The 25,280-nt window shown below is 41.5% G+C and carries 30 protein-coding genes; 14 read left to right on the top strand and 16 right to left on the bottom strand.

Going from position 1 to position 25,280, the window contains the following annotated elements; genetic code table 11:
• Positions 1–106: 106 nt before the first annotated feature.
• The 7 genes from rpsG to fkpA all read right to left on the bottom strand — a co-directional run bounded on the left by rpsG (position 107) and on the right by fkpA (position 3,945).
• Positions 107–577 (bottom strand): 30S ribosomal protein S7, encoded by a 471-nt coding sequence (gene rpsG, locus AC2INI_RS00990; RefSeq protein WP_122033265.1) that lies wholly within the window; start codon positions 575–577, stop codon positions 107–109.
• A 94-nt stretch (positions 578–671) separates the two neighbouring features.
• A complete protein-coding gene (gene rpsL, locus AC2INI_RS00985) occupies positions 672–1,046 on the bottom strand; it encodes a 30S ribosomal protein S12 (protein WP_005417208.1) in 375 nt (124 codons plus the stop codon).
• A 165-nt stretch (positions 1,047–1,211) separates the two neighbouring features.
• Complete coding sequence (gene tusB, locus AC2INI_RS00980; RefSeq protein WP_486305161.1) at positions 1,212–1,499, bottom strand: sulfurtransferase complex subunit TusB; 288 nt, start codon at positions 1,497–1,499, stop codon at positions 1,212–1,214.
• Positions 1,500–1,502: 3 nt separating this feature from the next.
• A complete protein-coding gene (tusC, locus tag AC2INI_RS00975) occupies positions 1,503–1,859 on the bottom strand; it encodes a sulfurtransferase complex subunit TusC (protein ID WP_486305160.1) in 357 nt (118 codons plus the stop codon).
• A 30-nt stretch (positions 1,860–1,889) separates the two neighbouring features.
• Positions 1,890–2,282: a sulfurtransferase complex subunit TusD gene (gene tusD / locus AC2INI_RS00970; protein WP_486305159.1), complete on the bottom strand. Its 393-nt coding sequence runs from the start codon at positions 2,280–2,282 to the stop codon at positions 1,890–1,892.
• Complete coding sequence (locus AC2INI_RS00965) at positions 2,279–2,983, bottom strand: helix-turn-helix transcriptional regulator (protein WP_045103059.1); 705 nt, start codon at positions 2,981–2,983, stop codon at positions 2,279–2,281. Before AC2INI_RS00965 ends, tusD begins: the two co-directional genes overlap by 4 nt.
• Before the next feature lie 167 nt (positions 2,984–3,150).
• Positions 3,151–3,945, bottom strand: a complete 795-nt coding sequence (fkpA, locus tag AC2INI_RS00960; protein ID WP_122033269.1) for an FKBP-type peptidyl-prolyl cis-trans isomerase — start codon at positions 3,943–3,945, stop codon at positions 3,151–3,153.
• Between the two features lie 128 nt (positions 3,946–4,073).
• Here fkpA and AC2INI_RS00955 point away from each other — a divergent pair, with 128 nt between their 5' ends.
• On the top strand, positions 4,074–5,087 hold the full coding sequence (locus AC2INI_RS00955; protein ID WP_122033270.1) for a WD40 repeat domain-containing protein: 1,014 nt from the start codon (positions 4,074–4,076) through the stop codon (positions 5,085–5,087).
• Positions 5,087–5,311: a SlyX family protein gene (locus tag AC2INI_RS00950; protein WP_045103062.1), complete on the top strand. Its 225-nt coding sequence runs from the start codon at positions 5,087–5,089 to the stop codon at positions 5,309–5,311. Before AC2INI_RS00955 ends, AC2INI_RS00950 begins: the two co-directional genes overlap by 1 nt.
• Positions 5,312–5,610: 299 nt before the next feature.
• Here AC2INI_RS00950 and slyD read toward each other — a convergent pair whose 3' ends face one another.
• The 4 genes from slyD to kefG are packed head-to-tail and all read right to left on the bottom strand — an operon-like array spanning position 5,611 to position 8,821.
• On the bottom strand, positions 5,611–6,201 hold the full coding sequence (gene slyD / locus AC2INI_RS00945) for a peptidylprolyl isomerase (RefSeq protein WP_045103063.1): 591 nt from the start codon (positions 6,199–6,201) through the stop codon (positions 5,611–5,613).
• A gap of 56 nt (positions 6,202–6,257) precedes the next feature.
• Positions 6,258–6,458 (bottom strand): YheV family putative zinc ribbon protein, encoded by a 201-nt coding sequence (locus AC2INI_RS00940; RefSeq protein WP_174213438.1) that lies wholly within the window; start codon positions 6,456–6,458, stop codon positions 6,258–6,260.
• 30 nt (positions 6,459–6,488) lie between these two features.
• Positions 6,489–8,279 carry a glutathione-regulated potassium-efflux system protein KefB gene (kefB, locus tag AC2INI_RS00935; protein ID WP_486305158.1) on the bottom strand — a complete coding sequence of 597 codons (1,791 nt, stop codon included), beginning with the start codon at positions 8,277–8,279 and terminating at the stop codon, positions 6,489–6,491.
• Positions 8,279–8,821 carry a glutathione-regulated potassium-efflux system ancillary protein KefG gene (gene kefG, locus AC2INI_RS00930; RefSeq protein WP_486305157.1) on the bottom strand — a complete coding sequence of 181 codons (543 nt, stop codon included), beginning with the start codon at positions 8,819–8,821 and terminating at the stop codon, positions 8,279–8,281. Before kefG ends, kefB begins: the two co-directional genes overlap by 1 nt.
• A 138-nt stretch (positions 8,822–8,959) precedes the next feature.
• Here kefG and AC2INI_RS00925 point away from each other — a divergent pair, with 138 nt between their 5' ends.
• From AC2INI_RS00925 to rraA, 7 genes are all read left to right on the top strand, one after another.
• The gene (locus AC2INI_RS00925; protein WP_486305156.1) at positions 8,960–10,891 is read left to right on the top strand and encodes an ABC transporter ATP-binding protein; all 1,932 of its coding nucleotides are present in this window, start codon (positions 8,960–8,962) and stop codon (positions 10,889–10,891) included.
• Positions 10,875–11,372 carry a TIGR02444 family protein gene (locus tag AC2INI_RS00920; protein ID WP_486305155.1) on the top strand — a complete coding sequence of 166 codons (498 nt, stop codon included), beginning with the start codon at positions 10,875–10,877 and terminating at the stop codon, positions 11,370–11,372. Before AC2INI_RS00925 ends, AC2INI_RS00920 begins: the two co-directional genes overlap by 17 nt.
• Before the next feature lie 11 nt (positions 11,373–11,383).
• Complete coding sequence (locus AC2INI_RS00915; protein WP_486305154.1) at positions 11,384–12,352, top strand: hydrolase; 969 nt, start codon at positions 11,384–11,386, stop codon at positions 12,350–12,352.
• Between the two features lie 47 nt (positions 12,353–12,399).
• Entirely contained in the window at positions 12,400–12,642 is a 243-nt protein-coding gene (locus AC2INI_RS00910) for a YheU family protein (protein ID WP_486305153.1), read from the top strand.
• A gap of 110 nt (positions 12,643–12,752) precedes the next feature.
• Positions 12,753–13,622, top strand: a complete 870-nt coding sequence (locus tag AC2INI_RS00905; RefSeq protein ID WP_045103071.1) for a phosphoribulokinase — start codon at positions 12,753–12,755, stop codon at positions 13,620–13,622.
• A 93-nt stretch (positions 13,623–13,715) separates the two neighbouring features.
• A complete protein-coding gene (locus AC2INI_RS00900; RefSeq protein WP_486305152.1) occupies positions 13,716–14,624 on the top strand; it encodes a 1,4-dihydroxy-2-naphthoate polyprenyltransferase in 909 nt (302 codons plus the stop codon).
• 91 nt (positions 14,625–14,715) lie between these two features.
• Positions 14,716–15,216: a ribonuclease E activity regulator RraA gene (gene rraA / locus AC2INI_RS00895; protein ID WP_486305151.1), complete on the top strand. Its 501-nt coding sequence runs from the start codon at positions 14,716–14,718 to the stop codon at positions 15,214–15,216.
• Positions 15,217–15,324: 108 nt separating this feature from the next.
• Here rraA and zapB read toward each other — a convergent pair whose 3' ends face one another.
• Positions 15,325–15,567, bottom strand: coding sequence for a cell division protein ZapB (gene zapB, locus AC2INI_RS00890; protein WP_486305150.1), 243 nt, complete (start codon positions 15,565–15,567; stop codon positions 15,325–15,327).
• 365 nt (positions 15,568–15,932) lie between these two features.
• On the opposite strand from zapB, the gene glpX reads away from it, so the two are divergent.
• Both glpX and AC2INI_RS00880 read left to right on the top strand, forming a co-directional pair.
• Positions 15,933–16,940, top strand: a complete 1,008-nt coding sequence (gene glpX / locus AC2INI_RS00885; protein WP_486305149.1) for a class II fructose-bisphosphatase — start codon at positions 15,933–15,935, stop codon at positions 16,938–16,940.
• 640 nt (positions 16,941–17,580) lie between these two features.
• Positions 17,581–17,934, top strand: coding sequence for a DUF3135 domain-containing protein (locus tag AC2INI_RS00880; RefSeq protein ID WP_486305148.1), 354 nt, complete (start codon positions 17,581–17,583; stop codon positions 17,932–17,934).
• Positions 17,935–17,955: 21 nt separating this feature from the next.
• Here the strand turns inward: AC2INI_RS00880 and AC2INI_RS00875 are convergent, their stop codons facing one another.
• A complete protein-coding gene (locus AC2INI_RS00875; protein ID WP_486305147.1) occupies positions 17,956–18,300 on the bottom strand; it encodes a 5-carboxymethyl-2-hydroxymuconate Delta-isomerase in 345 nt (114 codons plus the stop codon).
• Between the two features lie 272 nt (positions 18,301–18,572).
• Here AC2INI_RS00875 and tpiA point away from each other — a divergent pair, with 272 nt between their 5' ends.
• Positions 18,573–19,343: a triose-phosphate isomerase gene (tpiA, locus tag AC2INI_RS00870; RefSeq protein WP_045103077.1), complete on the top strand. Its 771-nt coding sequence runs from the start codon at positions 18,573–18,575 to the stop codon at positions 19,341–19,343.
• Positions 19,344–19,707: 364 nt separating this feature from the next.
• On the top strand, positions 19,708–20,058 hold the full coding sequence (locus AC2INI_RS00865; RefSeq protein ID WP_486305146.1) for an endonuclease domain-containing protein: 351 nt from the start codon (positions 19,708–19,710) through the stop codon (positions 20,056–20,058).
• A 316-nt stretch (positions 20,059–20,374) separates the two neighbouring features.
• Here the strand turns inward: AC2INI_RS00865 and groL are convergent, their stop codons facing one another.
• Together groL and AC2INI_RS00855 are read right to left on the bottom strand one after the other, a co-directional pair.
• Complete coding sequence (groL, locus tag AC2INI_RS00860) at positions 20,375–22,012, bottom strand: chaperonin GroEL (protein WP_486305145.1); 1,638 nt, start codon at positions 22,010–22,012, stop codon at positions 20,375–20,377.
• A 40-nt stretch (positions 22,013–22,052) separates the two neighbouring features.
• The gene (locus tag AC2INI_RS00855; RefSeq protein ID WP_060993308.1) at positions 22,053–22,340 is read right to left on the bottom strand and encodes a co-chaperone GroES; all 288 of its coding nucleotides are present in this window, start codon (positions 22,338–22,340) and stop codon (positions 22,053–22,055) included.
• A 563-nt stretch (positions 22,341–22,903) separates the two neighbouring features.
• On the opposite strand from AC2INI_RS00855, the gene AC2INI_RS00850 reads away from it, so the two are divergent.
• The gene (locus AC2INI_RS00850; protein ID WP_486305144.1) at positions 22,904–24,226 is read left to right on the top strand and encodes an MATE family efflux transporter; all 1,323 of its coding nucleotides are present in this window, start codon (positions 22,904–22,906) and stop codon (positions 24,224–24,226) included.
• Positions 24,227–24,303: 77 nt separating this feature from the next.
• On the opposite strand, the gene AC2INI_RS00845 is transcribed toward AC2INI_RS00850, so the two are convergent.
• Entirely contained in the window at positions 24,304–25,275 is a 972-nt protein-coding gene (locus tag AC2INI_RS00845) for a hypothetical protein (protein WP_486305143.1), read from the bottom strand.
• Positions 25,276–25,280: the final 5 nt, after the last annotated feature.

Below are 25,280 nucleotides of genomic sequence, written 5' to 3'. Positions count from 1 at the left end.
TGCTATTTCCCAACGCACACGCATTGAAATAGCGATAATGGCTAAGTGTTTTACTAAATGGGAAAGAAAGAAATAAGGTGCAGCAAGGACTGCTGCACCTTCGGTATTACCAGCGGTAATGAGCGAATGCTTTGTTAGCATCAGCCATACGGTGAACGTCTTCACGTTTCTTAACCGCAGTACCTTTGTTCTCAGACGCGTCTACCATTTCATTAGCAAGACGTTGAGCCATAGATTTTTCACCACGCTTACGCGCAGCATCAACCATCCAACGCATAGCAAGTGCGTTACGGCGAACCGGACGTACTTCTACAGGAACTTGGTAAGTTGAACCACCCACACGGCGAGATTTAACTTCCACCGATGGACGAACATTTTCAAGAGCTTCTTCGAATACAGCTAAGTGATCTTTACCAGATTTCTCAGCCATGATTTCTAGGGCACCGTAAACGATTTTTTCAGCAGTTGATTTCTTACCGTCAACCATTACGATGTTTACAAATTTTGCCAACAGTTCAGATTTGAACTTAGGATCTGGAAGGATCTTACGTTGGCCTATTACGCGACGACGTGGCATGGAATATCTCCGTTGTTGTCTTCAGGTTATCCAAAACTTTTCAGTTTCTTCAAATTACAAATATTTAGTGTTTGGCCTTACTTAACGGATTCCATTAAGACTTAGGACGTTTCACACCGTACTTAGAACGACCTTTCTTACGGTCGTTTACGCCTGCACAGTCAAGTGCACCACGAACAGTGTGGTAACGCACACCTGGTAAATCTTTAACACGACCACCACGGATAAGAACAACTGAGTGCTCCTGAAGGTTGTGACCTTCACCGCCGATGTATGAAGTAACTTCAAAGCCGTTAGTTAGACGAACACGACATACTTTACGTAATGCTGAGTTCGGTTTTTTTGGAGTAGTAGTATATACGCGAGTACATACACCACGTTTTTGTGGACACGCTTCTAGCGCAGGCACGTTGCTTTTAACAACTTGCTTTGCACGTGGCTTGCGTACCAGCTGGTTAATAGTTGCCATTAAAATAGCTCCTGATTAGAGGTTCGAAAACTTTTGAAAAATCTATATCCCTATGGAAATAGGGACGCGAAATTCTAAGGCTGAACGTGATATGTGTCAAGAAATATACAGCACTATTAATAAACAATTTAAAAATAGTCTTTCTTTCTTGGCCATAACACTCAATTACCAAGTCACCACAGGGGAATGTTCTTGGGTTAAAGAGACAAAAGATGCATAAGTAACTAATTGAATTTTATTATCAATTAATCCTTTAACACCTCTCGCCTCAACATCTTCTTGTAAAAAATAACACTGCTTAAGAGAGAGGATCAATAAATGATCTTTATGATCCAATATTCCTGCATAGACACAGTCTTGTGTTAATAAAAACACATCATCATCTATATTTACGGGTAACTCTTGCCTATAAAGCGCGTGTAAATTGTCTGTTTTGGTTAAAATATGCAGCATAACTTAAAACACCATCACTTGAGCGCATTGTGCTAACTTCTCATTAATTTGTTGATTTGAGATGACTTCAACATCAATGTTCAGGTTATGAGATTTTAATCCGCGATTTAATAGCGCCGTCTGACAGACAAAGATCTCTTCAAGATCGTACAAAGGCAACATTTTAAACCCAGCAATATAATCGCGAGATAATATTTTTTCAGGCTGCTGTGCTTCAAGTAACTGCTGCACACCATCACCAATAAAGAAAACACCAATATCTTCACTGTATGCCGACGCTGCTAGGATGGCATCTAACCCCTCCCTACCCTTAGTGGTTGAGTGTGGTGAACTTTGAAATACAAATCCAATACGATTCATGACTTACCTATTTCTTTCAGATCCAAGCTATTAAAACTGAACAACACGATCAAACTTCAACAACGCCGTTGCTAACCCACCTAAACCAGCCTGTTGAAAGCCTTGCGCTAGGTTATGTTGCTCCATCTTATGTTGATCTGCTTCTTCTTGACCGATAACACCACGGCGCAATGCAGCCGCAACACAGGTTTCTAATTCTACATTGTGCTCTTGTGCCAATGCTTGCCATGCTTTAGTAATATCAAATTCATCATTAGCAGGTAAGATCAATGAAGAGGCGTTCAGCACCCCATCTTGATAAAAGAACACTTTCTCTAATCTGTGTCCCTGCTCGATCAACGCTTGTGCAAATTGAAAAGCTTGCCTTGACGCTTGAGTGCCATAGGCCGAGCCATTAACGACTAATCCGTAGCGCAAACTCACTTTTCACCATCCTCTATTTTTCTCTGACGAATATAGAGATAAACCGTATGTTTTGAAATATTGAGCTGATCAGCAACACGGTTAATGGCATCTTTAATATCAAAAATACCTTTATCGTATAAATCCATGACGATCTGTTTATTCTTAGCGTTATTGCCGACTTCTTTATCAGCATTAACCTCATCAATAGTACGCTTAACCGTCTGATCAACAAGCTCATCCACATCACTGGCAAAGTTGACACTTGAGGCCGCTTCATTCGCCTCTTCACTTGGCATGAAGGAATGCAAAACTTGAGAGAAAGGCGCATCTAGATTGATGTTAATACACAGTAGACCAATAATTCGTTCGTCACCATTACGGATCGCCACCGTAATCGACTTCATCAACACCCCACCTTTTGCGCGAGTGAAGTATGAGCGTGAGAAATTACGCTTTGAACGCTGAATATCTTTCAACATTTGTAATGCTAAATCAGTAATAGGAGAACCGACTTTACGGCCTGTATTCTCACCATTGGCAATTCGGATAGCCGACTTATTAATGTCTTCTAATGAATGCAGAACAATCTCACAATAGCTACCGATTAAACTGGCAATACCATCAACAACAGCTTCATAAGAACGCAGAATATGATGATCAAATTCAGTAAATGGCACTACCGCAGATAAACCTTCTTCTGTGGTCTTTGCTATATTCATAATTACCAACTTAATATTTGCTGCTTAACACATGCGTTAAGACCTACGCTTAAAATAATTACATCAAGTTTATCAGAATATTTGCATGAAAATAAAAAACCCCAGCAAGTGCCGGGGCTAATTCAGTGATCTAAAACAAAGTTTAGATTATTTAATCTTCAAGAAAATTATTTTGCAGGTTTTGCTGCATCTTTAATTTCTAGCAATTCAACATCAAATACTAATGTTGAGTTTGCAGGGATCGCTTGGTTACCTTGAGCGCCGTAACCTAATTCAGCAGGAATAACGAACTTATATTTAGAACCAACATTCATAAGCTGAACACCTTCAGTCCAACCAGGAATTACTGCATTCAGTGGGAATGTCGCAGGTTGGTTACGATCGTAAGAGCTATCAAACTTAGTACCATCGATTAATGTACCTGAGTAATGAACAACTACAGTATCCGTTGCTTTTGGTTTAGGACCTTCAGCTGGTGTTTCTACTTGGTATAGAAGACCTGATTCAGTTTTCATTACACCGTCTTGTTTTTCAAACTCTGCGCGGTAATCAGCACCGGCTTTGATGTTTGCTTCAGATTCAGCGGCTGCTTTTTGTTGTGCGATTTCAGCAACACGTTGATCTAGCGCTTGTAGAGCACCTTGAATTTCTTCGTCTGTTAGACGTTCTTTACCGTTGAATACATCAGTAACACCCGCAAGTACGTCTTCTTTTTTCAGGTCTAAACCAAGTTCTGTTTGCTTCTCTAAATTAGAGTTTAAGTATTTAGCCAGTGATGCACCAATTGCATAACCCGCTTTTTCATCTTCAGATGCGAACGTTGATGCCGTTGCGCCTTCTGCTGATGCTTCAATAGTTGCAGGTAACGTTGTTGCTTCTGTTTTTGGTGCTTCTTCTTTTTGACAACCAACAACGAATGCAACAGTTGCAGCAAGTAACGACACTTTAAAGATAGATTTCATTTCAAAACTCCGGTTATTTGAGGTCTTGCCTCAATTTCTTATTCAATTTTTTAGATAAAGATGTGAAATACTGTTCATCACAATATACTAGTACTTATAGACACATTACAAACGAGTAGTTCAATTTGATGCGCCTTATCTCTCAATACCTAGCAATTTTTGTCATTACGCTGACATTATCAGGCTGTTTCTTTAATAATTCTGACGTTCAGCGTTGGGAAGTGGCAACACAAGGCACCACAAGTTTCGCGTTAAGCCGCGACGCTCGCTTTGGGTTATTCTTCGTAAAAAAAGGATCTAACGCCGCCAATACTGATAGTGAAACTAAAAGTGGCTTACACTTCTGGGATCTGGTCGATAATAAAGAACTCACCTATTTTGGCGCTCAAGATCAGCACGATTCTACCGTTTCTCATATCACCATCTCCGATAATTCTCGCTTTGCTATTACAGCAACACAAACCAATTTTGCCGTTTGGGATTTAGGAATGGGCGTATCTGAAGGATTATGGTCTATCTCTGATGGTATTATTCGTGACGTTGATATTGCAAGTAATGGCCAACAAGTCTTACTTGGCCTATCTAATGGCAAGGCTATCTATATCGATTTAGCCACTGGACGTAGACTTGAATTTCTCGCCCATCGTGAAAAAGTAAATTCAGTCGCCTTATCTGCCAATGGTAAATTTGCCTTATCTGGTGGTAATGATCACTTTGCCTATTTTTGGAATACGCAAACGGGACAAATACTGCACACCTTTGAGCATGAGAAACGCGTAAGTCGCATCGCACTGCAACGAGATGGCAAATACGCTTTAACAGCCGATGGTGGTAATGAAGCTTTTATCTGGGATTTAAAAACTGGCGATAAAATGACAGAGTTAAGTACCTTTGCTCGCCAACAAGTGTTCTCAAGTGCTCGCTTTAGCGATGATGGTAAATACCTCATGACAGGCTCACCTGCCGGTAATATCATGCTATGGGATACTTTGTCAGGTAAGAAGCAAGAACAATGGCGTGCTGAACCATTAAAAGATGCACGTCCACCAACAGCGGTAGTGTATGATGTCGCCATTGATAAAAAACAACGAGTCATTTCCGCTACTTCAGCCGGAATAGCTCAAGCTTGGTTGATAGAATAATGACGACAGATATTAAAAAATTAGACGATAGAATCAGTGATTTAGAGTACAAAATAGCGTTTCAAGAGCAAACGATCGAAGAGTTAAATGATGCGTTATCTCAGCAACAATTATTGATCACGAATATGCAAGTTCAGATGAAGTTTATGGTTGGTAAGATGAAGACTATGGATACGTCGAGCATGGCTGATGCGTCAGAAGAGACACCACCACCGCATTACTAGAAATAGATTTCAGAATACAGATCGGTCGCAAGCTCCCTTGCAGAGTTCAGAGGTGATCGTTGTAATTACAGCAATCACCTCTGAATTCTGCCAGCGCAGCGATCTGAACTCGACTTAAAAAAAAAGACCACAGGCTCACACCTGTGGTCTTTCTAATTCTAAGCACAACATTCAACTCTGCATGTGCTCTTATAGACTCTAGTTAGCGCAGCGTATAGTTTCTAGTTAATAATAGAAACCTCACCACATACACCCCTGAACCCTTTAAGCGTAGCGATCTGAACCCTGCTCTTAAAAGATTACTTAGAACAGTTACCGCTACCACAACATTCGTGATCTTCTTTGTGATCGTGAGAATGGCCTTCGCCACCACAACAACCGCCTTCGTGATCATGGTCGTGTCCGTGATCGTGACCACAGCCGCCTTCTTGGTGGATATGACCGTGTGCAGCTTCTTCTTCAGTTGCTTCACGTAGTGCTACCACTTCAACGTCAAAACCTAGCGTTTGGCCAGCAAGCATGTGGTTACCATCAACAACAACTTCGTCGCCGTCAACTTCAGTCACTTCTACAGGGATTGGACCTTGGTCTGTATCAGCAAGGAAACGCATGCCAACTTCGATTTGCTCAACACCTTGGAAAACGTTCGCAGGAACACGTTGAACCATCTCATCCATGTGCTCGCCGTATGCTTCTTCAGGAGTAACAGTGATGCTGAATTTATCGCCTGCAACTTTGCCTTCAAGCGCTTTCTCAAGACCAACGATTAGGTTGTTGTGACCATGTAGGTAATCAAGAGGAGCTTCAACTGTTGATTGATCAACAACTACGCCTTCTTCAGTTTTTACTTGGTAAGCAAGACTTACAACAACATTCTTTTCAATTTTCATTTTAACTCCGGATGCACTTGGCATTAGTGGATGGTATTCAGTGTTGCGACATAATACTATTCAGGCTTAAAAACGCCAATAACATCATCTTGCGCATGTTTGGTTTTTTCTATCGATTTTGGCGTTTTGCGGTCAGTATGACCACACTCCACACATTCGACATGTTCAATATTACTTTCTTCCCACCAACGTAGCGTATCCGTAGTGCTACACGATGGGCAAACCGCACCTGCAATAAATCGTTTTTTCACGGTTATTATCCTTGTGCTAATTAACTCTGCCTCACATCAATCCCAATGGTTCTGATCTGATCGTTCATTTTCCATTTCTAAGCCAAAGATCTCTTCTAACTCTATTCGAGCCGCTTTCGCCTTAGAAGCCAGAACCTTGTCATCTGAGTGCAATGGTAACAATTCTTTTAGCATAGCAACATCTAACTTTTTAAAATGCGACTCTGCACGTTTGGCTTGATACGGATGCATACCCAAAGATGTGAGGGTTTGTCGGCCTAAATCAAGGGCTCCATAAAAAGTTTCTCGTGAAAAGTGATCCACACCTTCACTTAACAACTCATACGCCTCAACTCGGCTTCTCGCCCTCGCTAGAATTTTCAAATGTGGAAAATGCTGCTGACATAAAGCAACTATCTCCATCACTTTTTGCGGATCGGTCTTACAAATAACAATCGCTTCGGCTTTTTCAGCTCCTGCTGCCCGTAATAACTCGACTTGAGTAGCATCGCCATAATAGACCTTATAGCCAAACTTTCTCAGTAAACGAATTTGGCTTGGGTCACCTTCAAGAATGGTTAACTTAATTTTATTGGCAAACAGCAGACGCCCAACAATTTGTCCAAATCGACCAAAGCCCGCGATAATTACTTTTGGCTGGGTAGCATGAGTAAAATCTGATTGTGGCATCTCTTCTTCACCGTTCAGTGTTCTACCAAACCACCAATCTTGGCCTATCAATAATAACGGCGTCGTCATCATCGATAAACTGACCACCACCAATAAAAAGGCGGTTAGCTCACGACTTAATAAGCCTTCCATTTGCGCTGCCGTAAACAACACAAAAGCAAACTCACCACCTTGGCTTAAAATCATCGCCATCTGACTGCGCGCTTTAGCTTGAGTACCAAACGACCGAGCTAAGCTATAAAGTAGCATCCCTTTTGAGGTAACCAATAGAGTGACAGCAGCCAATATTTCTAATGGATATTGCAGTAACAATCCTAAATTGACCGACATACCGACCGCAATAAAGAACAAACCAAGTAGCAGACCTTTAAAGGGTTCAATCGCCACTTCTAATTCATGACGAAACTCACTTTCAGCCAGTAACACCCCTGCTAGAAATGCCCCAAGCGCCATCGATAATCCCAACTGTTTCATCGCAGCAGACACACCAATAACTAAAAGCAGTGCCGCAACCGTAAACAATTCACGCGCACCACTTTTCACTACATAGCTAAATAGTGGTCGTAATAAAAAATGACCTAAGGTGAAAATACCGATTACACCTGCCAATATCCATAAGCCATCAAGCCAATTGCCACTCGCGCCCCCAGCCAGCACAGGTAATACCGCCAGCATTGGGATCACCGCAATATCTTGAAACAACAAGACCGCAAAGCCTGATTGACCACTCTCAGAGGAGGATAATTTGCGTTCTTCAATCACTCGCAAGGCAATCGCGGTTGATGACAAAGCCAACCCCATGCCTATCACCAGACTCACTTGCCACGTCAGACCAAACAACAGCATCACCGCGCTTATCACACAGGTGGTCACCACCACTTGACTACCACCTAACCCTATAATTGGTTTTCGCATCTTCCATAATTTGTTTGGGTTTAGCTCTAAGCCAATCAAAAAGAGAAGCAATACCACGCCAAATTCAGAAAAATGTAAAATCGCATCTACATCCGAGATTAGCTCTAACCCCCATGGACCAATCGCAATTCCCGCCAATAAATAACCCAGTACCGCACCTAAACCAAATCGCTGCGCCAAAGGAACCGTAACCACTGCCGCCGCTAAAAATATTGAACTGGTATGTAACCAATCACCCGCCATTAGATGCCTCCTTTGGGATTCAACAACCAATCTCTATACTCATCAATAAACTGCTGACGTTTTTCTACCGTAATTTTTCGAGCCCAATATTGAATTGATGGCGTTAACCATTCCATCTGACATAACGCAGCGGTGATCTTAAAAGGAATTAAAATCTCATCCATCGTATGTTGATTATAACCCCTCTCAGAAAACGCCTCTTCAATACCACCAGCGGTAATCACACTGCGCCATTGCTTCCCTTTTAGAGCATTGCCCTCACCATAGGCAAACCCCTTTCCAAGGACACAATCCATCCACTCTTTTAACAGTGCCGGACATGAGTAGAGATAAAGAGGATGTTGAAAAACAATAATGTCATGCTGAGCAATCAACTCATGCTCATAAACTACATCAATGAAAAACTCTGGATATTGGGCATAAAGATCATGCACAGTGACATGAGCGAGATTTTGATAGGCCGTTAAAATGGCTTTATTGGCAACTGAATGTTCAGGATCAGGATGAGCGAGGATCACTAATATTTTAGGCAACTGAGTCATAAATTCCTTTCTAGACTTTTCTTTTTTGTTGTTATCTTCTCCATCATACAGACTATTTCCATATCGACAATCTTCCCTCTTACGCCTACTATGCTCTTCGTATTCACTATTTTGCCAACAAGAGAAGAACACCACAGCATGATTACGTTTTCAGACATTCAATTACTTCGTGGCGGGAAGCCATTATTAGAACAAGCCTCTGCCACTATTCACCCGGGTGACAAAGTGGGCTTGGTCGGAAAAAATGGCTGTGGTAAATCCACTCTTTTTGCCCTAATTAAAGGCGAATTAAGCGTTGATGCCGGTTCAAACCGTGTTCCTCAAAACTGGGAAATGGCATGGGTAGCGCAAGAAACACCGGCATTAGAGCGCAAAGCAATTGATTATGTTATCGATGGCGATCGTGAATTTCGAGGCTTAGAAGAGCAGTTACGTAAAGCAGAAGAGGTAGATAACGGCACCTTAGTTGCTGAACTTCACAGCAAAATAGATATTGCTGGTGGTTACACCATTAACTCACGTGCGGCTGAATTACTTAACGGCTTAGGCTTTTCTCAACAGCAAATGGAGTGGAATCTAACTCAATTCTCTGGTGGCTGGCGTATGCGTTTAAACTTGGCGCAAGCCCTGATTTGTCGCTCTGATTTATTGCTACTCGATGAACCAACCAACCACTTAGATTTAGATGCCGTAATGTGGTTAGAGCGTTGGTTACAAAATTACCCTGGCACCTTAATGCTTATTTCTCATGACCGTGATTTTCTTGATCCAGTAATCAATCGCATCATTCATGTCGAAAATCAGCAATTGAACGAATACACAGGTAACTACTCGTCATTTGAAGTGCAACGCTCTGAAAAATTAGTGCTGCAACAAGCGAAATACCAAAAGCAGCAAAAGAACATGTCGCACATGCAGTCATACATTGACCGCTTCCGTTACAAAGCATCAAAAGCACGTCAAGCACAAAGCCGTATTAAAGCGTTAGAGAAGATGGAAAAAGTGCTACCAGCACAATTAGACAATCCATTCAGCTTTAACTTTAGAGAACCCGATGCCCTGCCAAATCCAATTCTAATGATGGATGAAGTAAGCGCGGGCTATGAAAACAACACCATTCTAGAACAAATTCGTTTGAACCTTGTTCCGGGCAGCCGTATTGGTCTACTGGGTCGAAATGGTGCCGGTAAATCGACCTTAATTAAATTACTCTCAGGTGAGTTAGCACCACAAAGTGGCATTTTCAGCTACTCCCAAGGTGTAAAAATTGGTTACTTTGCACAGCATCAATTAGAAACGCTGCACGTAGAAGAAACGCCACTACAACACTTAATGCAAATTGCTCCTAATCACACCGAGCAACAACTGCGTGATTACTTAGGTAGCTTTGGTTTTCAAGGTGAGAAAGCGCTCGATAAAGTAGGTCCATTCTCAGGTGGTGAAAAAGCACGTCTAGTATTAGCACTTGTTGTGTGGCAAAAACCAAACATGTTGCTACTCGATGAACCAACCAACCACCTTGATTTGGATATGCGCCAAGCCTTAACCATGGCACTACAAACCTTTGAAGGTGCAATGGTTATCGTCAGTCACGATAGATACTTACTTCGTGCTACCACAGATGATCTTTACCTAGTTCATGATCGCCAAGTGGTTCCTTTTGATGGTGACTTAACCGATTACTACAAGTGGCTAACAGAACAAAACAAGACCGAACGTAAAGAACAACTACAACAAGACAAGCAAGACAGTCCAAGCACTTCAACGAGCTTAAGTGCGGCAGACAAAAAAGAGCAAAAGCGTAAAGAAGCCGAATTCAGAAAGCAGATAGCACCACTACGTAAAGAAGTGACTAAGCTTGAAAAGAAAATGGACAAATTGAATGAAGCCATAAGCCAAGCGGAAGAAGAGTTAGGTGATGTTTCTTTGTATGAAGCAGAAAATAAAAAACGCTTAACGGAAGTCTTAGCGATTCAAGCCTCAGCAAAATCAGAGCTAGAAGATGTCGAAATGGAGTGGATGGATCTTCAAGAGCAAATTGAAGAAAAAGAGAATGCCTCTCAGCTGTAATCCTCCAGTCAGTAAACAACAAAAGGCTTTGCTTACCGGCGAAGCCTTTTGGTCCTTCTCGTTATCCCACTACAATGAAAAAGGTGTACAACAAGGCGCGCTGACCCTACAAGACAAACATCATGGCAATGTTAACTTAGCATTACTCTTAATTTGGCTTGATAGCCTTAGCATTGGCTTTCCAACACCAGATATAAAGACTCTTGAAACGGCTCTTATCAGCACTGATACCTTATTGTTTTCTTATCGTAAATTACGCAAAGCGATCAAAAAAACGGCCAATATATCTCTTTATCAAGATGCGCTTAACTTTGAGCTTCAACTCGAACGACAACAGCAAGCTGAGCTTATTGAAGCTTTATTACGTATTCCATTAAAACAAGTAACAGCAATCGACACTCCCGCTCTATTACGTCATTACTGTCTTTCACTGAACGCAGAAACACTCATTTTCAACTTACAAGCTAACCAAGCTAATTAAGGTATATCTCGATGATGGACCAATTTACACCAGCTACAGGGTTATCCAATTGCCACATTCAAACCCTTCTGCCTCGCTTAATACGTAGAAATCCACTATTCAATGCTTATTGGCAGCGCCTTGAACTGCCTGATGGTGATTTTGTAGATTTAGCATGGAGTGAAAATCCAAATAAAGCCGGAGATAAACCCATCTTCATTTTATTTCATGGCTTAGAAGGCAGCTTTGAAAGCCCATACGCGAATGGATTACTCGCCGCCGCTAAAGAACAAGGTTGGTTAGGCGTAATGATGCATTTTCGAGGGTGCAGTGCCGTACCAAACCGTTTAGCCAGAGCCTATCACTCAGGGGAAACCGAAGACGCGCGTTTTTTTATTCAAATGTTAGACAGCCGCTTTCCACAACAAGTAAAAGTTGCTACTGGGATCTCTCTGGGTGGCAATATGCTGGTAAATTATCTTGCTAAGTACAAAACAAAAACATTATTGAATGCAGCAACCGTTATTTCTGCTCCTTTAGATTTAGCCGCTTGCTCAGAGCGTATTCAACAAGGCTTTTCCCAAGTCTATCAAGGCTATTTATTACGATCATTGAAAGCCAGTAGCATCAAAAAGATCAACGGAAGTAGAAAAGCAATCGTCGGTTTAGATAAAACAATGATTGCAGCCATTCCCGATCTCCTGCAATTTGATAATTTACTCACCGCCCCAATGCACGGCTACGAGAACGCACAAGATTATTATCAACAATGCAGTGGTCTGCAGTTTTTAGATGACATAGATGTTCCAACACGCATTATTCACTCTAAAGACGACCCATTTATGACAAAAGCGGTGATCCCTACTCATCCTCTGCCTAACTGTGTACACTATCAACTAACAGAGCATGGTGGTCATGTGGGCTTTATTAATGGTTCATTCACCAAACCCAATTTTTGGTTAGAGACCACCGTAAATCAATGGTTTCAACACGCTCTATAATCCTAACGCCACTCATGGCTATTCATTAAACGGATGAGATAAGTAGTATGATCATTCCTTGGCAAGACATCGCACCAGACACACTAGAGAATTTAATTTCAGAATTTGTACTTCGAGAAGGGACAGATTACGGTGAGATGGAATGCAGCCATCAAGATAAAATAGAACAAATTAAGCTATTACTTAAAAGTGGCGAAGCGATGGTCGTGTTTTCAGAGTTACATGAAACGGTCGATATTCAAACCAAAGCGCGTTTTAATCCTAATCTCACCAATCATGAATTTGAATAATCGTTTTCAATCAATCACAAATTTTAAACGATAACGTATCATTTAACGCAACCCTGTTATAACATTCTGACATTAAGGCTTGATGCCAAGAATAACCGACAGGGTTTGTCATGTCCGCTAAACATCCAATTATCGCCGTTACTGGTTCATCCGGTGCAGGTACTACTACGACTTCTGAAGCCTTTCGTAAAATGTTCAATATGATGGACATTAAAGCATCATGGCTTGAAGGCGATAGCTTTCATCGATTTACGCGTCCTGAAATGGATGTAGAGATCCGTAAAGCGAAAGAACAAGGTAAGCACATCAGCTACTTTGGCCCTCAAGCAAATGACTTTCCAGCACTCGAGCAGTTCTTCCGTCAATATGGTCTTGATGGCACAGGGCAATACCGTCGCTATTTACACACGTTTGATGAGGCCGTTCCCTTCAACCAAATGCCGGGGACTTTTACTCCATGGCAAGATTTGCCTGAAAACACCGATGTACTTTTCTATGAAGGGTTACACGGTGGTGTGGTTGATGGCGATATTGATGTTTCCCAACACGTCGATTTATTGATAGGCATGGTGCCGATTGTAAACCTTGAGTGGATCCAAAAATTCGTTCGAGATACTCGTGATCGCGGCCATTCACGAGAAGCGGTAATGGATTCGATTGTTCGCTCAATGGATGATTATCTCAATTACATCACGCCGCAGTTTTCTCGTACTCACATTAACTTTCAGCGCGTACCTACGGTTGATACTTCAAACCCACTCAACGCCAAAGGCATTCCAAGCTTAGATGAAAGCTTTGTGGTGATCCGATTCCGTGGGATCCGTAATGTAGACTTTCCTTACCTACTTGCCATGATTGATGGCTCTTTCATGTCCCGTCACAACACGCTTGTGGTTCCAGGAGGAAAGATGAGCTTTGCAATGGAATTAATCATTCGTCCGTTACTACAACAGTTAATTGATACCGGAAAAATCGGATAACGAGTCTAAACTTCCCCTCTTTTTCTTTTCAAATTTGGGGTTCTTCCAAAAATAGTGAATAATAGAGACTCTATTCACTATTTTTGCGATGCTATGAAAAATTCACCTTTTGCTATTTGGCTCAGTGCTGCCCGTCCAAAAACCTTACCGCTTGCGCTTGCTTCAATTATGACAGGCTCAGCGTTAGCGTATTGGAACAATCACGCCTCAGCTACCATCACTCTCATGGCATTTGTTACTGCAACCTTATTACAAATTTTATCTAACCTTGCTAATGATTATGGTGATGCTGTAAAAGGTACGGACAACGATGATCGTCTTGGGCCACAACGTGCTATGCAATCAGGCCTTGTCACGCAAGATACGATGAAAAAAGCCATTGGCATTAATATCGTTTTAACCATCATTAGTGGTTTAATTCTGGTGTTTACTTCTCTACATCAAACCATGGATATCATCGGTTTTATCGCCTTAGGTTTACTGGCTATTGGTGCTGCCATCGCTTATACCATGGGTGACAAACCTTATGGCTATCGCGGTTTGGGTGATATTTCAGTATTCATCTTCTTTGGTTTATTGGGCGTAGCGGGTACTTATTATCTGCATACTGGTCATCTATCCTCTGCATTGCTACTGCCTGCGGTAGCTTGTGGTCTATTAGCCGTCGCCGTATTAAATATTAATAACCTGCGTGATATTGAAAACGACGAAACCTGTGGAAAAATGACACTAGTGGTTCGTATGGGTGGTGACTGGGGTCGTAAATATCACGCTGTATTAATGGCAGTTAGCTTTATCTGTCTTGCCATTTTTAGTGCCACTCAAATTCACTCACTCGCTGGTTGGTTATTTTTACTAGCAGGTCCATTTGCACTTTATCATGTGGTTTCTGTACTGCGCGCGCCCAATGGCGAAGCCATCCGACCAATGATGGGAACGGTAGTTCAGTGTGCTTTATTCACTAATATTTTCTTCTCTATTGGCCTATATTTATCAATATAAACTTGTTGCCCATCATAGTAATGACTTATTAAGCACGTATATTAAGTCATTACTAGAATATCCTTACACCAACCAAAAGGTAGACATCATCATGGAATATAACACTTCAGCCCTTTGTGACATTTATTTAGACCAAGTTGATGTTGTTGAACCTATGTTCAGCCATTTTGGTGCCAAAACCTCTTTTTCCGGTCAAATCACGACAATCAAGTGCTTTGAAGATAATGGCTTAATTAGTCGTGTTCTCGATGAGAAAGGAGAAGGCCGAGTATTGCTCGTTGATGGTGGCGGTTCATTACGCCGTGCCTTGGTTGATGCCGACTTAGCCTCTAAAGCCGCTCATAATGGTTGGGAAGGTTTGGTTGTCTACGGTTGTATTCGCGAAGTGGATTATTTAGAAGAGATCAACATTGGCATTCAAGCTCTGGCATCTATCCCTGTAGGCGCCGCGAAGAAGAACATCGGTGAAGTTGATGTGGCTGTTAATTTTGGTAGCGTGACGTTTTTGCCTGAAGATCATCTGTATGCGGATTCGACAGGGACGATTATTTCTCAAGAGCCGTTAGAAGAGATGGGTGAGGAAGAGATTTAAGAACTAGCATAAAAAAACCGCAGATGCTTTCACACCTACGGTTTCAAATAATTCACAGAACCAAGCTCTTCCTCACTCCTTGAGCGAAGCGTCCTCGCCCCTGCTCTATTACTCTACTTCTTCCATCTTACCTAGTAAACCACGGATGCGAGCTTCAAATTGAGCTTGGTCATCACGTGCTTTTTGAGCTTGTTGCTCAACTTCAGAACGACCGTTGTTTGCTTGCTCAAGATTTTGAGCTAGCTCAGCGTTCGTTTCTTTTAATTCTTCAACTTCCATTTGTAGCAGTGCGATTGTATCTACTGCCATCTGAACTTTAGCTTCTAGTTGTTCTAATATTTCTAAAGACATTCCTGCCACCTTAACTGTAATCTTCAATGAGATGCAGAGAGTAAAATGTTCTCTGCTGACTTATTTTCTATTCTACTCAGCAATTGCAATTCTGCCATAGTGTTATTCATGAAAATGTATCATTTGAACAAAAAAACGGCATCTTTTACCAACATCTGACTTACTTTCTTAAGATTAAAACGAACTTCATACTAAAACTAACCATTTCAATCCATTATTTGAGTTACAGCCTAGCATCTCTTCTATAAATCAAATTGATAAATTCTAAAAAATTCGAATCTTTACTCGAAAAGCAAACGTTTCCCTTTTTGTTATGTTAAAATCTTCGCGATTTTTATTTATTCATCGATTTATTCGGAGCAATTATGAAACGCGATTTAGCAATGGCTTTTTCTCGAGTTACTGAAGGTGCCGCACTGGCAGGTTACAAATGGCTTGGTCGTGGCGATAAGATCGCTGCTGATGGCGCTGCTGTAGAAGTAATGCGTACACTGCTGAACAAAACTGACATCAGTGGTGAGATTGTTATTGGTGAAGGTGAAATCGATGATGCACCTATGCTTTATATTGGTGAGCATGTAGGTACTGGCGGTGACGCTGTTGATATCGCCGTTGACCCAATTGAAGGTACGCGCATGACAGCTATGGGCCAATCAAATGCACTTGCTGTTCTTGCTGCTGGTGAAAAAGGAAGCTTCCTAAAAGCACCTGATATGTACATGGAAAAATTGGTTGTTGGTCCTGGCGCAAAAGGCGCAATTGACCTTAACCTTTCTCTAGAAGAAAACTTAGAAAACGTTGCTAAAGCACTAGGTAAAACTCTAGATACATTAGTCGTAACAACTCTGGCTAAACCACGCCATGATGACATTATTGCTAATATGCAAAAAATGGGTGTACGTGTATTTGCAGTGCCTGATGGTGATGTTGCTGCATCAATCCTAACATGTATGCCTGATAGCGAAGTCGACGTAATGTATTGCATCGGTGGCGCACCTGAAGGTGTAGTTTCTGCTGCCGTTATTCGCGCACTAGATGGCGACATGCAAGCACGTCTTCTTCCTCGTCACGAAGTGAAAGGCGATACGCCAGAAAATCGTGCTTACGGTGAAGATGAACTAAAACGCTGTGCTGAGATGGGCGTTAAAGCTAACGTTATCTTAAAAATGACTGACATGGCACGTAGCGATGATGTTGTTTTCGCTGCTACTGGTATCACGAAAGGTGATTTACTAGAAGGCATCACTCGCCAAGGTAATATTGCAACGACTGAAACACTGCTTATTCGTGGGCGCTGCCGTACGATCCGTCGCATCAAGTCTATTCATTATCTAGAGCGTAAAGACAAAGAAGTTAGAGATATTATTCTTTAAGAGCAGGAGCGAGAGGCGAGGACGCTTCGCTCGAGGAGCGAGGAAGATCTGAATTCTTTGCCTGATTTGAAACCGTGGGTGTGAAAGCATCTGCGGTTTTTTTGTTTTAGAGAGTTCAGGTTTCAGATCGGTCGCAGGCTCCCTTGCAGGGTTCAGGGGTGATCGTTGTGAGACTAGATGCTATACACGTACTAGCTAGACCGCTTCGATTCTATTAAGCGTAAAGCGAGTGAATAATTCAGAATGTGAGTGCTGTGGTTAGAGTAGCAAAGAACAGTTCTCCCCCTTAATCGTTAGGGTTATGAGATAGACATAGTCAATACAAGGGGGAGTTAGAGGGGGTTGGTTATATAATATTTATGTTATTTAGATAAACCAAGATTCATTACTAACAACCCCTCCTAGCCTCCCCTTATATCAGCATCACTAATCTCAACGATATATCTATCAAGGGGAGGAACTATATCTCGTTCGCTGTAATTACAGCGATCACTTCTAAACCCTTTAAGCGAAGCAATCTGAACCCTGCTCTTAACTCTCACAAACGAGACAAACCTTCAATATCCCCCATTCCACTTTCTCAAAATCTAAAAACTCCAACTAAGCTGAACTCATGGATACCACAGCAAGGAGTCAGCCAATGCCGCATTCACATCATCAGATAGAAATCCCCTCATTCGATGAACTTAAAGCCTTAGCGGAAAAATCCCCTGAGCAATTGGAAGCATTGCGACACAAACTTAGTATGGAATTTATTGAAAGTTTACCGGAAGAGCATCAAGGGCCACTGCTGGCACAGCAAAGCCACATTGATCGTATTATTGGAAGAGGCAACAACCCTAATCACATCAACATATTATTAGGGAAAGAGCTCGGTAAGCAGTTTGTTCGTTTTGCTGATTCATTAAATAAGCCCATTAATGAGCACCAAGTGGCGGACATTATTCAATTTCCAAATACACGAACTCGTCCATCAAATAATATCAAGCACTAGCATTTATCCTGGAAAAAGTGTCTAGCCTATTTTCTGGAAACTCTCGGGTTCCATATCTCGCACATTGATAGTTAAGCTATCAATGTGACTCGCTTGTTCTGCTAATACATTCATTAATGCGCGACTTAACTCTCTCTTCTGCTCAGCGGTTCTTCCCGATAATAGCTCTACCGTTATATGGATAAAATCCGCACTGTTGCCTTTATCTCCTACTAACCAAGAGTGAACACGGATCGCACGAGACTTCACATCATTAACTGAAAACAACTCTGAATCTATCGCCACCTGATGCAGATCTTCTAACAACCCCTGCGTATTTAAACGATCCTCTGCTGAGTTTGAATATTCCATGATTAAGTGCGGCATTATTACTTCCTTTTCATACTGCGTTAAATGAATGATTATTTTTCCATCATTCAGTGAAAGCGCGTAAGTTACAATCTCCTCAATATAAAAGTGCCTAATGAATCACAGTTAGGAACAATCAAAATCCCCTCAATTCAGTTAATAATCTTTCGCACTTCGAAATAAAAGCGCTAAAATTATGCATAAAAATGATTTTAGACACTAAATCTGTCGCAAAATCTGTTATATTTTTACGCAAGTTTTTTACATTAATTTGAATTGGAGAGAATCCTATGCGTCATCCTGTAGTTATGGGTAACTGGAAACTAAACGGCAGCAAAGAAATGGTTGTTGATCTACTAAACGGTCTTAACGCTGAACTTGAAGGCGTTACAGGCGTAGACGTTGCAGTTGCTCCACCAGCACTTTTCGTTGACCTTGCTGAGCGTACGCTTACTGAAGCTGGCAGCGCAATCATCCTAGGTGCTCAAAACACTGACCTAAACAACAGCGGTGCTTTCACTGGCGACATGTCTCCAGCTATGCTTAAAGAGTTCGGCGCTTCTCACATCATCATCGGTCACTCTGAGCGTCGTGAATACCACGCTGAGTCTGACGAGTTTGTTGCTAAGAAATTCGCATTCCTAAAAGAGAACGGTCTAACTCCTGTTCTTTGTATCGGTGAATCTGAAGCACAAAACGAAGCTGGCGAAACGGTAGCAGTTTGTGCACGTCAACTTGACGCTGTTATCAACACTCAAGGCGTTGACGCTCTTGAAGGCGCTATCATCGCTTACGAACCAATCTGGGCTATCGGTACTGGTAAAGCGGCTACAGCTGACGATGCACAACGCATCCACGCTCAAATCCGTGCTCACATTGCTGAGAAATCAGAAGAAGTTGCTAAGAACGTTGTTATCCAATACGGCGGTTCTGTTAAACCTGAAAACGCAGCAGCATACTTCGCACAACCAGACATCGATGGTGCTCTAGTTGGCGGTGCAGCTCTTGACGCGAAAAGCTTTGCAGCTATCGCTAAAGCAGCAGCTGAAGCAAAAGCTTAATTAAGATTCGAGAACCGAGGACGCTTCGCTCTAGGGGCGAGGAAGAACTTGGTTCTGTGAACAATTTGAAACCGTGGGTGTGAAAGCATCTGCGGTTTTTTTGTTTTTAAGAGCAGGGTTCAGGTTTCAGATCGGTCGCAAGCTCCCTTGCAGAATTCAGAGGTGGTCGCTGTAATTACAGCTATCACGATACTGTTCCTCCCCTTGAGTAATAATGTATTGTGATTGACTATGTTGATACAAGGTTAGGAGGGGTTGTTAATAAGTAATTTTGAATATGATCGCAATAACTCTGATTTTTTCATCCAATCGATTTCTTATCCCTTACTGTTTATTGATACTAATTTTTCTATAAGTAATCAATATGCCGAATATTTTTAATCAGAAGAAACACTGCACATTAAGACAAAACTTACGAAATGATATGCCAAGTGCAGAGAAAAAATTATGGTTCTATTTAAGAAAAAAGCAATTAGGCGTTAAATTTAGAAGACAACATGGAATTGGAAAGTATGTTGTTGACTTCTTTTGTAGTGAAAGAAAGTTAGTCATTGAGCTTGATGGTGATAGTCATTTTTCTATTGAAGCTCAGAAGTATGATGAAATTAGAAACTTATTTATGAAAAACTTAGGAATAAGAGTTGTTAGATTTACTAATCAAGATGTTTTAGATAGCTGTGACAATGTGCTTCTTTGTATAAAAAAGTATATTTAGTTACAACCCCCTCTAACTCCCCCTTCTATTAACTATATCGTTCTCATAACTAAAAACGACCAAGGGGGAGAACCGTTCTTTGTCGCTGTAATCACAGCGATCACCTCTGAAATCTGCAAGCGCAGCGATCTGAATTCTGCTTTTCCTGAAACCTAATTCATTGCCACGCCAATCATACTCGCTCTTATAGTCTCTAGTTAGCGCAGTGTATAGCCTCTAGCTTCAAAGCATAAAAAAACCGAGGCACTTACGAATAAGTTAACCTCGGCTCTCAATTTGAACTTTTGTCTATTTAGACAATAGGCTCAGGGGATGATTACATCATGCCGCCCATTCCACCCATGCCGCCCATATCAGGCATAGCAGAGCCAGAATCTTGTGGTTTATCAGTGATCATCGCTTCAGTTGTGATCATAAGACCCGCAACAGATGCAGCGAACTGAAGTGCAGAACGCGTTACTTTGGTTGGGTCAAGAATACCCATCTCGATCATATCACCGTAAACGCCAGTTGCTGCGTTGTAACCGTAGTTACCTTCACCAGCGCGAACGTTGTTAGCAACGACTGAATCTTCTTCACCTGCATTCTTAGTGATTTGACGGATAGGAGCTTCCATTGCACGAAGTGCTACACGGATACCTACGTTTTGCTCTTCGTTGTCACCTTCAAGGCCAGCAACTTTAGATGCAGCGCGGATAAGTGCAACACCACCACCAGCAACAACACCCTCTTCAACCGCAGCGCGAGTTGCGTGAAGAGCATCTTCAACACGGTCTTTCTTCTCTTTCATCTCAACTTCAGTAGCAGCACCAACTTTGATTACTGCAACACCGCCAGCCAGTTTAGCTACACGCTCTTGAAGTTTTTCTTTATCGTAGTCAGACGTTGCGTCTTCGATTTGTTGACGAATTTGAGTAACACGGCCAGAGATGATTGTCTCTTCACCAGAACCATCGATGATAGTTGTTGTTTCTTTTGTGATAGTTACACGCTTCGCTTGACCAAGATCTTCAAGAACTACTTTTTCAAGCTCTAGACCAATCTCTTCTGAAATTACAGAACCCGCAGTAAGAACCGCGATGTCTTGTAGCATAGCTTTACGACGGTCACCAAAACCAGGAGCCTTAACCGCAGCAACTTTAACGATACCACGCATGTTGTTCACAACTAGAGTAGCAAGCGCTTCGCCTTCAACATCTTCAGCGATGATAAGAAGAGGACGAGATGCTTTAGCTACAGCTTCTAGCGTTGGAAGCAATTCACGGATGTTTGATACTTTTTTATCAACCAGTAAGATGAATGGGCTTTCTAGATCAACAGAACCCGCTTCTTGGTTGTTTACGAAATATGGAGATAGGTAACCGCGGTCGAACTGCATACCTTCAACAACGTCTAATTCGTCTTGAAGTGCTTGACCTTCTTCAACAGTGATAACACCGTCACGACCTACTTTTTCCATTGCTTCAGCAATAAGATTACCAACAGTAGAGTCAGAGTTCGCAGAGATAGTACCTACTTGTGCGATAGCTTTTGTATCAGCACATGGAACAGATAGCTCTTTAAGTGCTTCAACTGCAGCAACAACTGCTTTGTCAATACCACGTTTAAGATCCATTGGGTTCATGCCAGCAGCAACGGCTTTTAGGCCTTCAGCAATGATAGCTTGAGCAAGAACAGTTGCAGTAGTTGTTCCGTCGCCCGCCGCGTCATTCGCTTGCGAAGCCACTTCTTTAACCATTTGTGCACCCATGTTTTGGAACTTGTCTTCAAGTTCGATTTCACGTGCAACAGAAACACCATCTTTAGTGATAGTTGGTGCGCCAAATGATTTATCTAAAACAACGTTACGGCCTTTAGGACCTAAAGTTACTTTAACCGCGTCAGCCAGAACGTTTACACCTTCTAGCATTTTGATTCGTGCGTCATTACCAAATTTAACGTCTTTAGCAGCCATCTTTAATTTCCTTTTTAAATTCTTTTCTTAATATCGTTTATTATTCAACAATCGCTAGGATGTTAAATTCAGACATGATCAACACTTCTTTGCCTTCGATCTTCTCTGCTTTGATATTACCTTCTGCAAAGATAACTGAATCGCCAACTTTTACGTCTAATGGTTGTACAGAACCATTCTCTAGGATGCGGCCTTTGCCAACAGCTAGAACAGTACCGCGAGTTGATTTTTCAGCCGCTGAACCAGTTAGCACGATGCCACCTGCAGATTTTGATTCAACTTCTTGGCGTTCAACGATCACACGGTCATGTAAAGGACGGATATTCATTGGTCGTATCTCCTGATAATGTTCCATTTAAGAATAAAGTGCCATGATTTGGCTTTGGTTTATTAATGGGGTTTTTAGGGGGGGATTGCAAGGGTTTATGACTAAATTTTTGAAGAAAACGCAGAGTTCAGATCGGTCGCAAGCTCCCTTGCAGAATTCAGAGGCGATCGCTGTGATTACAGCGACAAAGATGGTTCTCCCCCTTTATCGTTAATACTCATGAGATCGAAATAATCAATACAAGGGGGAGTTAGAGGGGGTTGCTCATGTTTTTTAATTATGAAGATAAATTCAACTTCGTCACTACCAACCCCTCCTAGCCTCCCCTTATATCAACATCATCAACCTCAATAATTCAACACTCAAGGGGAGGAACCCTATTACAAGTGTTGTCACCACCACGCTCACCTCTGAAATCTGCAAGCGTAGCGATCTGAACTCTGCTCTATGCTCTCCTCTGGGACGAAGTCCTCCTTAAGCGAAGCGCCCTTTAACCTTAAGCAACTTGTTGCGCCTCTGCTCTTACTGCTACACTACCCATCCCACCACCACTCGAGAAAACCATGCTAGATAAACACGGTTTACTAACCCAACCTATCGCCGACGTATTACAAAAACTCACCACCCCAATGGTGTTTGGCATGGTTGCGATTCTTCTATTCAACTTGGTGGACACCTTCTTTATTTCATTGCTTGGTACAGATGCCCTTGCTGCGGTGAGTTTTACCTTCCCCGTAACCTTTGCGGTGAACTGCATTACGATGGGGATTGGGGTTGGATTATCTGCCTCTATTGGACGCCTACTCGGACAAGGTAACAGCAAGCACGCGGCTCAATTAACGACACACGGATTAATCTTAGCGGTCATTCTTATTCTTATCGCTTGCAGCATTGGCTTTTTCACCATTGAACCTCTGTTTCGATTATTAGGCGCAGAGGACAAACTATTACCTCTTATTCATCAATATATGTCGATCTGGTATCTCACTATTCCGCTGCTGGTTATTCCAATATCGAGCAACAGTGCCATTCGTGCCACGGGTGACACCACCACGCCTGCAAAAATCATGATGCTGGCAGGGTTGATCAATGGCATCCTCGATCCATTGCTTATCTTTGGTTATGGGCCTTTTCCTGAGTTAGGTATTCAAGGCGCAGCGATTGCCAGTGGCATCAGTTGGTTTGGTGCCTTATGTGCCTCTTTCTATGTATTAACTCGAAAAGTAAAACTGCTTGCACCACCAAAGCCATCAGAGATAAAACAAGATTGGCATCAGATCTTAAAAATCGGCTCTCCCGCAGCATTATCAAACGCATTAAATCCAATATCAGGAGCCATTTTAATGATGATGCTTGCCAGCCAAGGTACGGTTGCGGTCGCCTCTTATGGTGCAGCGCAACGAGTCGAGTCATTAATGTTGTTGGTGATAATGGCACTTACGTCTTCATTAAGCCCATTTGTCGCTCAAAACCTTGGAGCTAAACAACCAGAGCGAGTCAAAGAAGCGATTTTCTTAGCGATGAAGTTCTCTGTCTTCTTCCAATTGTTTCTTTATATTTTAATTGTTCCACTCAGCATTCCGTTATCTCATCTATTTAGCCAAGATGATGCCGTACAACATGGTCTATGGATGTATCTGATCTGTGTGCCATTCAGTTATGGCTTCCAAGGAATAGTGATGGTACTTGTGAGCAGCTTAAATGCGATGCAAAAACCGTTACATTCTTTCAGTTGGAGTTTCATGAGATTGTTTGTATTTACTCTGCCAACAGCGTGGATTGGTAGCCACTTATATGGCATGGAAGGCTTGTTTGTTGGGATTGCGATAGGAAATGTGATGGGTGGGATAAGTGCATTTTGGTATGCAAAGAACAAGTTATACTAGCTCCGATAGTTAAAATAATTATCAACAGAAAAGGCCCTATACTCTATAAAAGTAGCATAAGGCTAATATAAATATGGTTATAGCATCTGTTGGTTTTTTACAAACAAATCTATTTCATTATTGAATCGACTTTCTTCTTTCTCTATAGATGTACGGTAAGAAGAAAAATCATTAATCGCAACCTCATATTCAGCTAAAGAATTCTTAAGAATTACTGATACATCATTAAAAAAGTCAATACCTTGCTCGTCATGCTTGTATTTTTCAGGTATAGGCATATCTATATTATTTTTTGCACTTCCTTGCATCCCTGTGATAATAATACACCCAGCCATTGCAGCTTCTCTAGGTATACGATCTTTTCCTGGATGTTGGCCAAAATCGATATACACCTTCGCGCTATTCAGCAAATTAGCAACCTCCTTTGATGTCATATTTTCTATTGGCACAAAGTTTAGCTCAGGGTTAAGCTCAATTAATTTTTTTGTTATCCCACTACCTTTTTTAGGATTAAAACAAATAATATTACTCTTATCTTTTACATTAAACACTTTAGAAAAGTGGTCTTTATTTAGATAATCAGAAAGCATTTCTGATTCATAACCTAAATCTTTTAAAAACAATCTTGCATATTCACTTTGAGTTAAATGGCTAAAGTTTGACATTTTATTCAATTTAACTCTACCAGGGTCCTCTCCTGAATATTTACCTTTTAATTTATCCATTAAAATACTTAACGGCTTTTTAGAATTAAAATAATTATCAACAGAAAGCCACCAAATAAATATTTTTGAACCCTTAAAAAACTTACTATACCCAGTTGTAACTTCTGGCATTATCACTATCGAATCTTTCTCTACATTAGTATATTCTTCAACATTAATATTATAAGATTGATATGCTGGAGGAACATCAAATTTTTGATTAAAAGGATAATAAATAATTGAAGAATTAACACCTCGTTCATTTAGTCTATGAACGAATTGATGAAGTAATTCAGGGCCACCTGTAACTATATTACCTGGACAAATTACATATATATTTCTCATTATAA

Source organism: Aliivibrio friggae, assembly GCF_057368515.1.
Note: the sequence above shows the minus strand (reverse complement) of the source record. Positions and strands in the feature narration are given on the sequence as shown.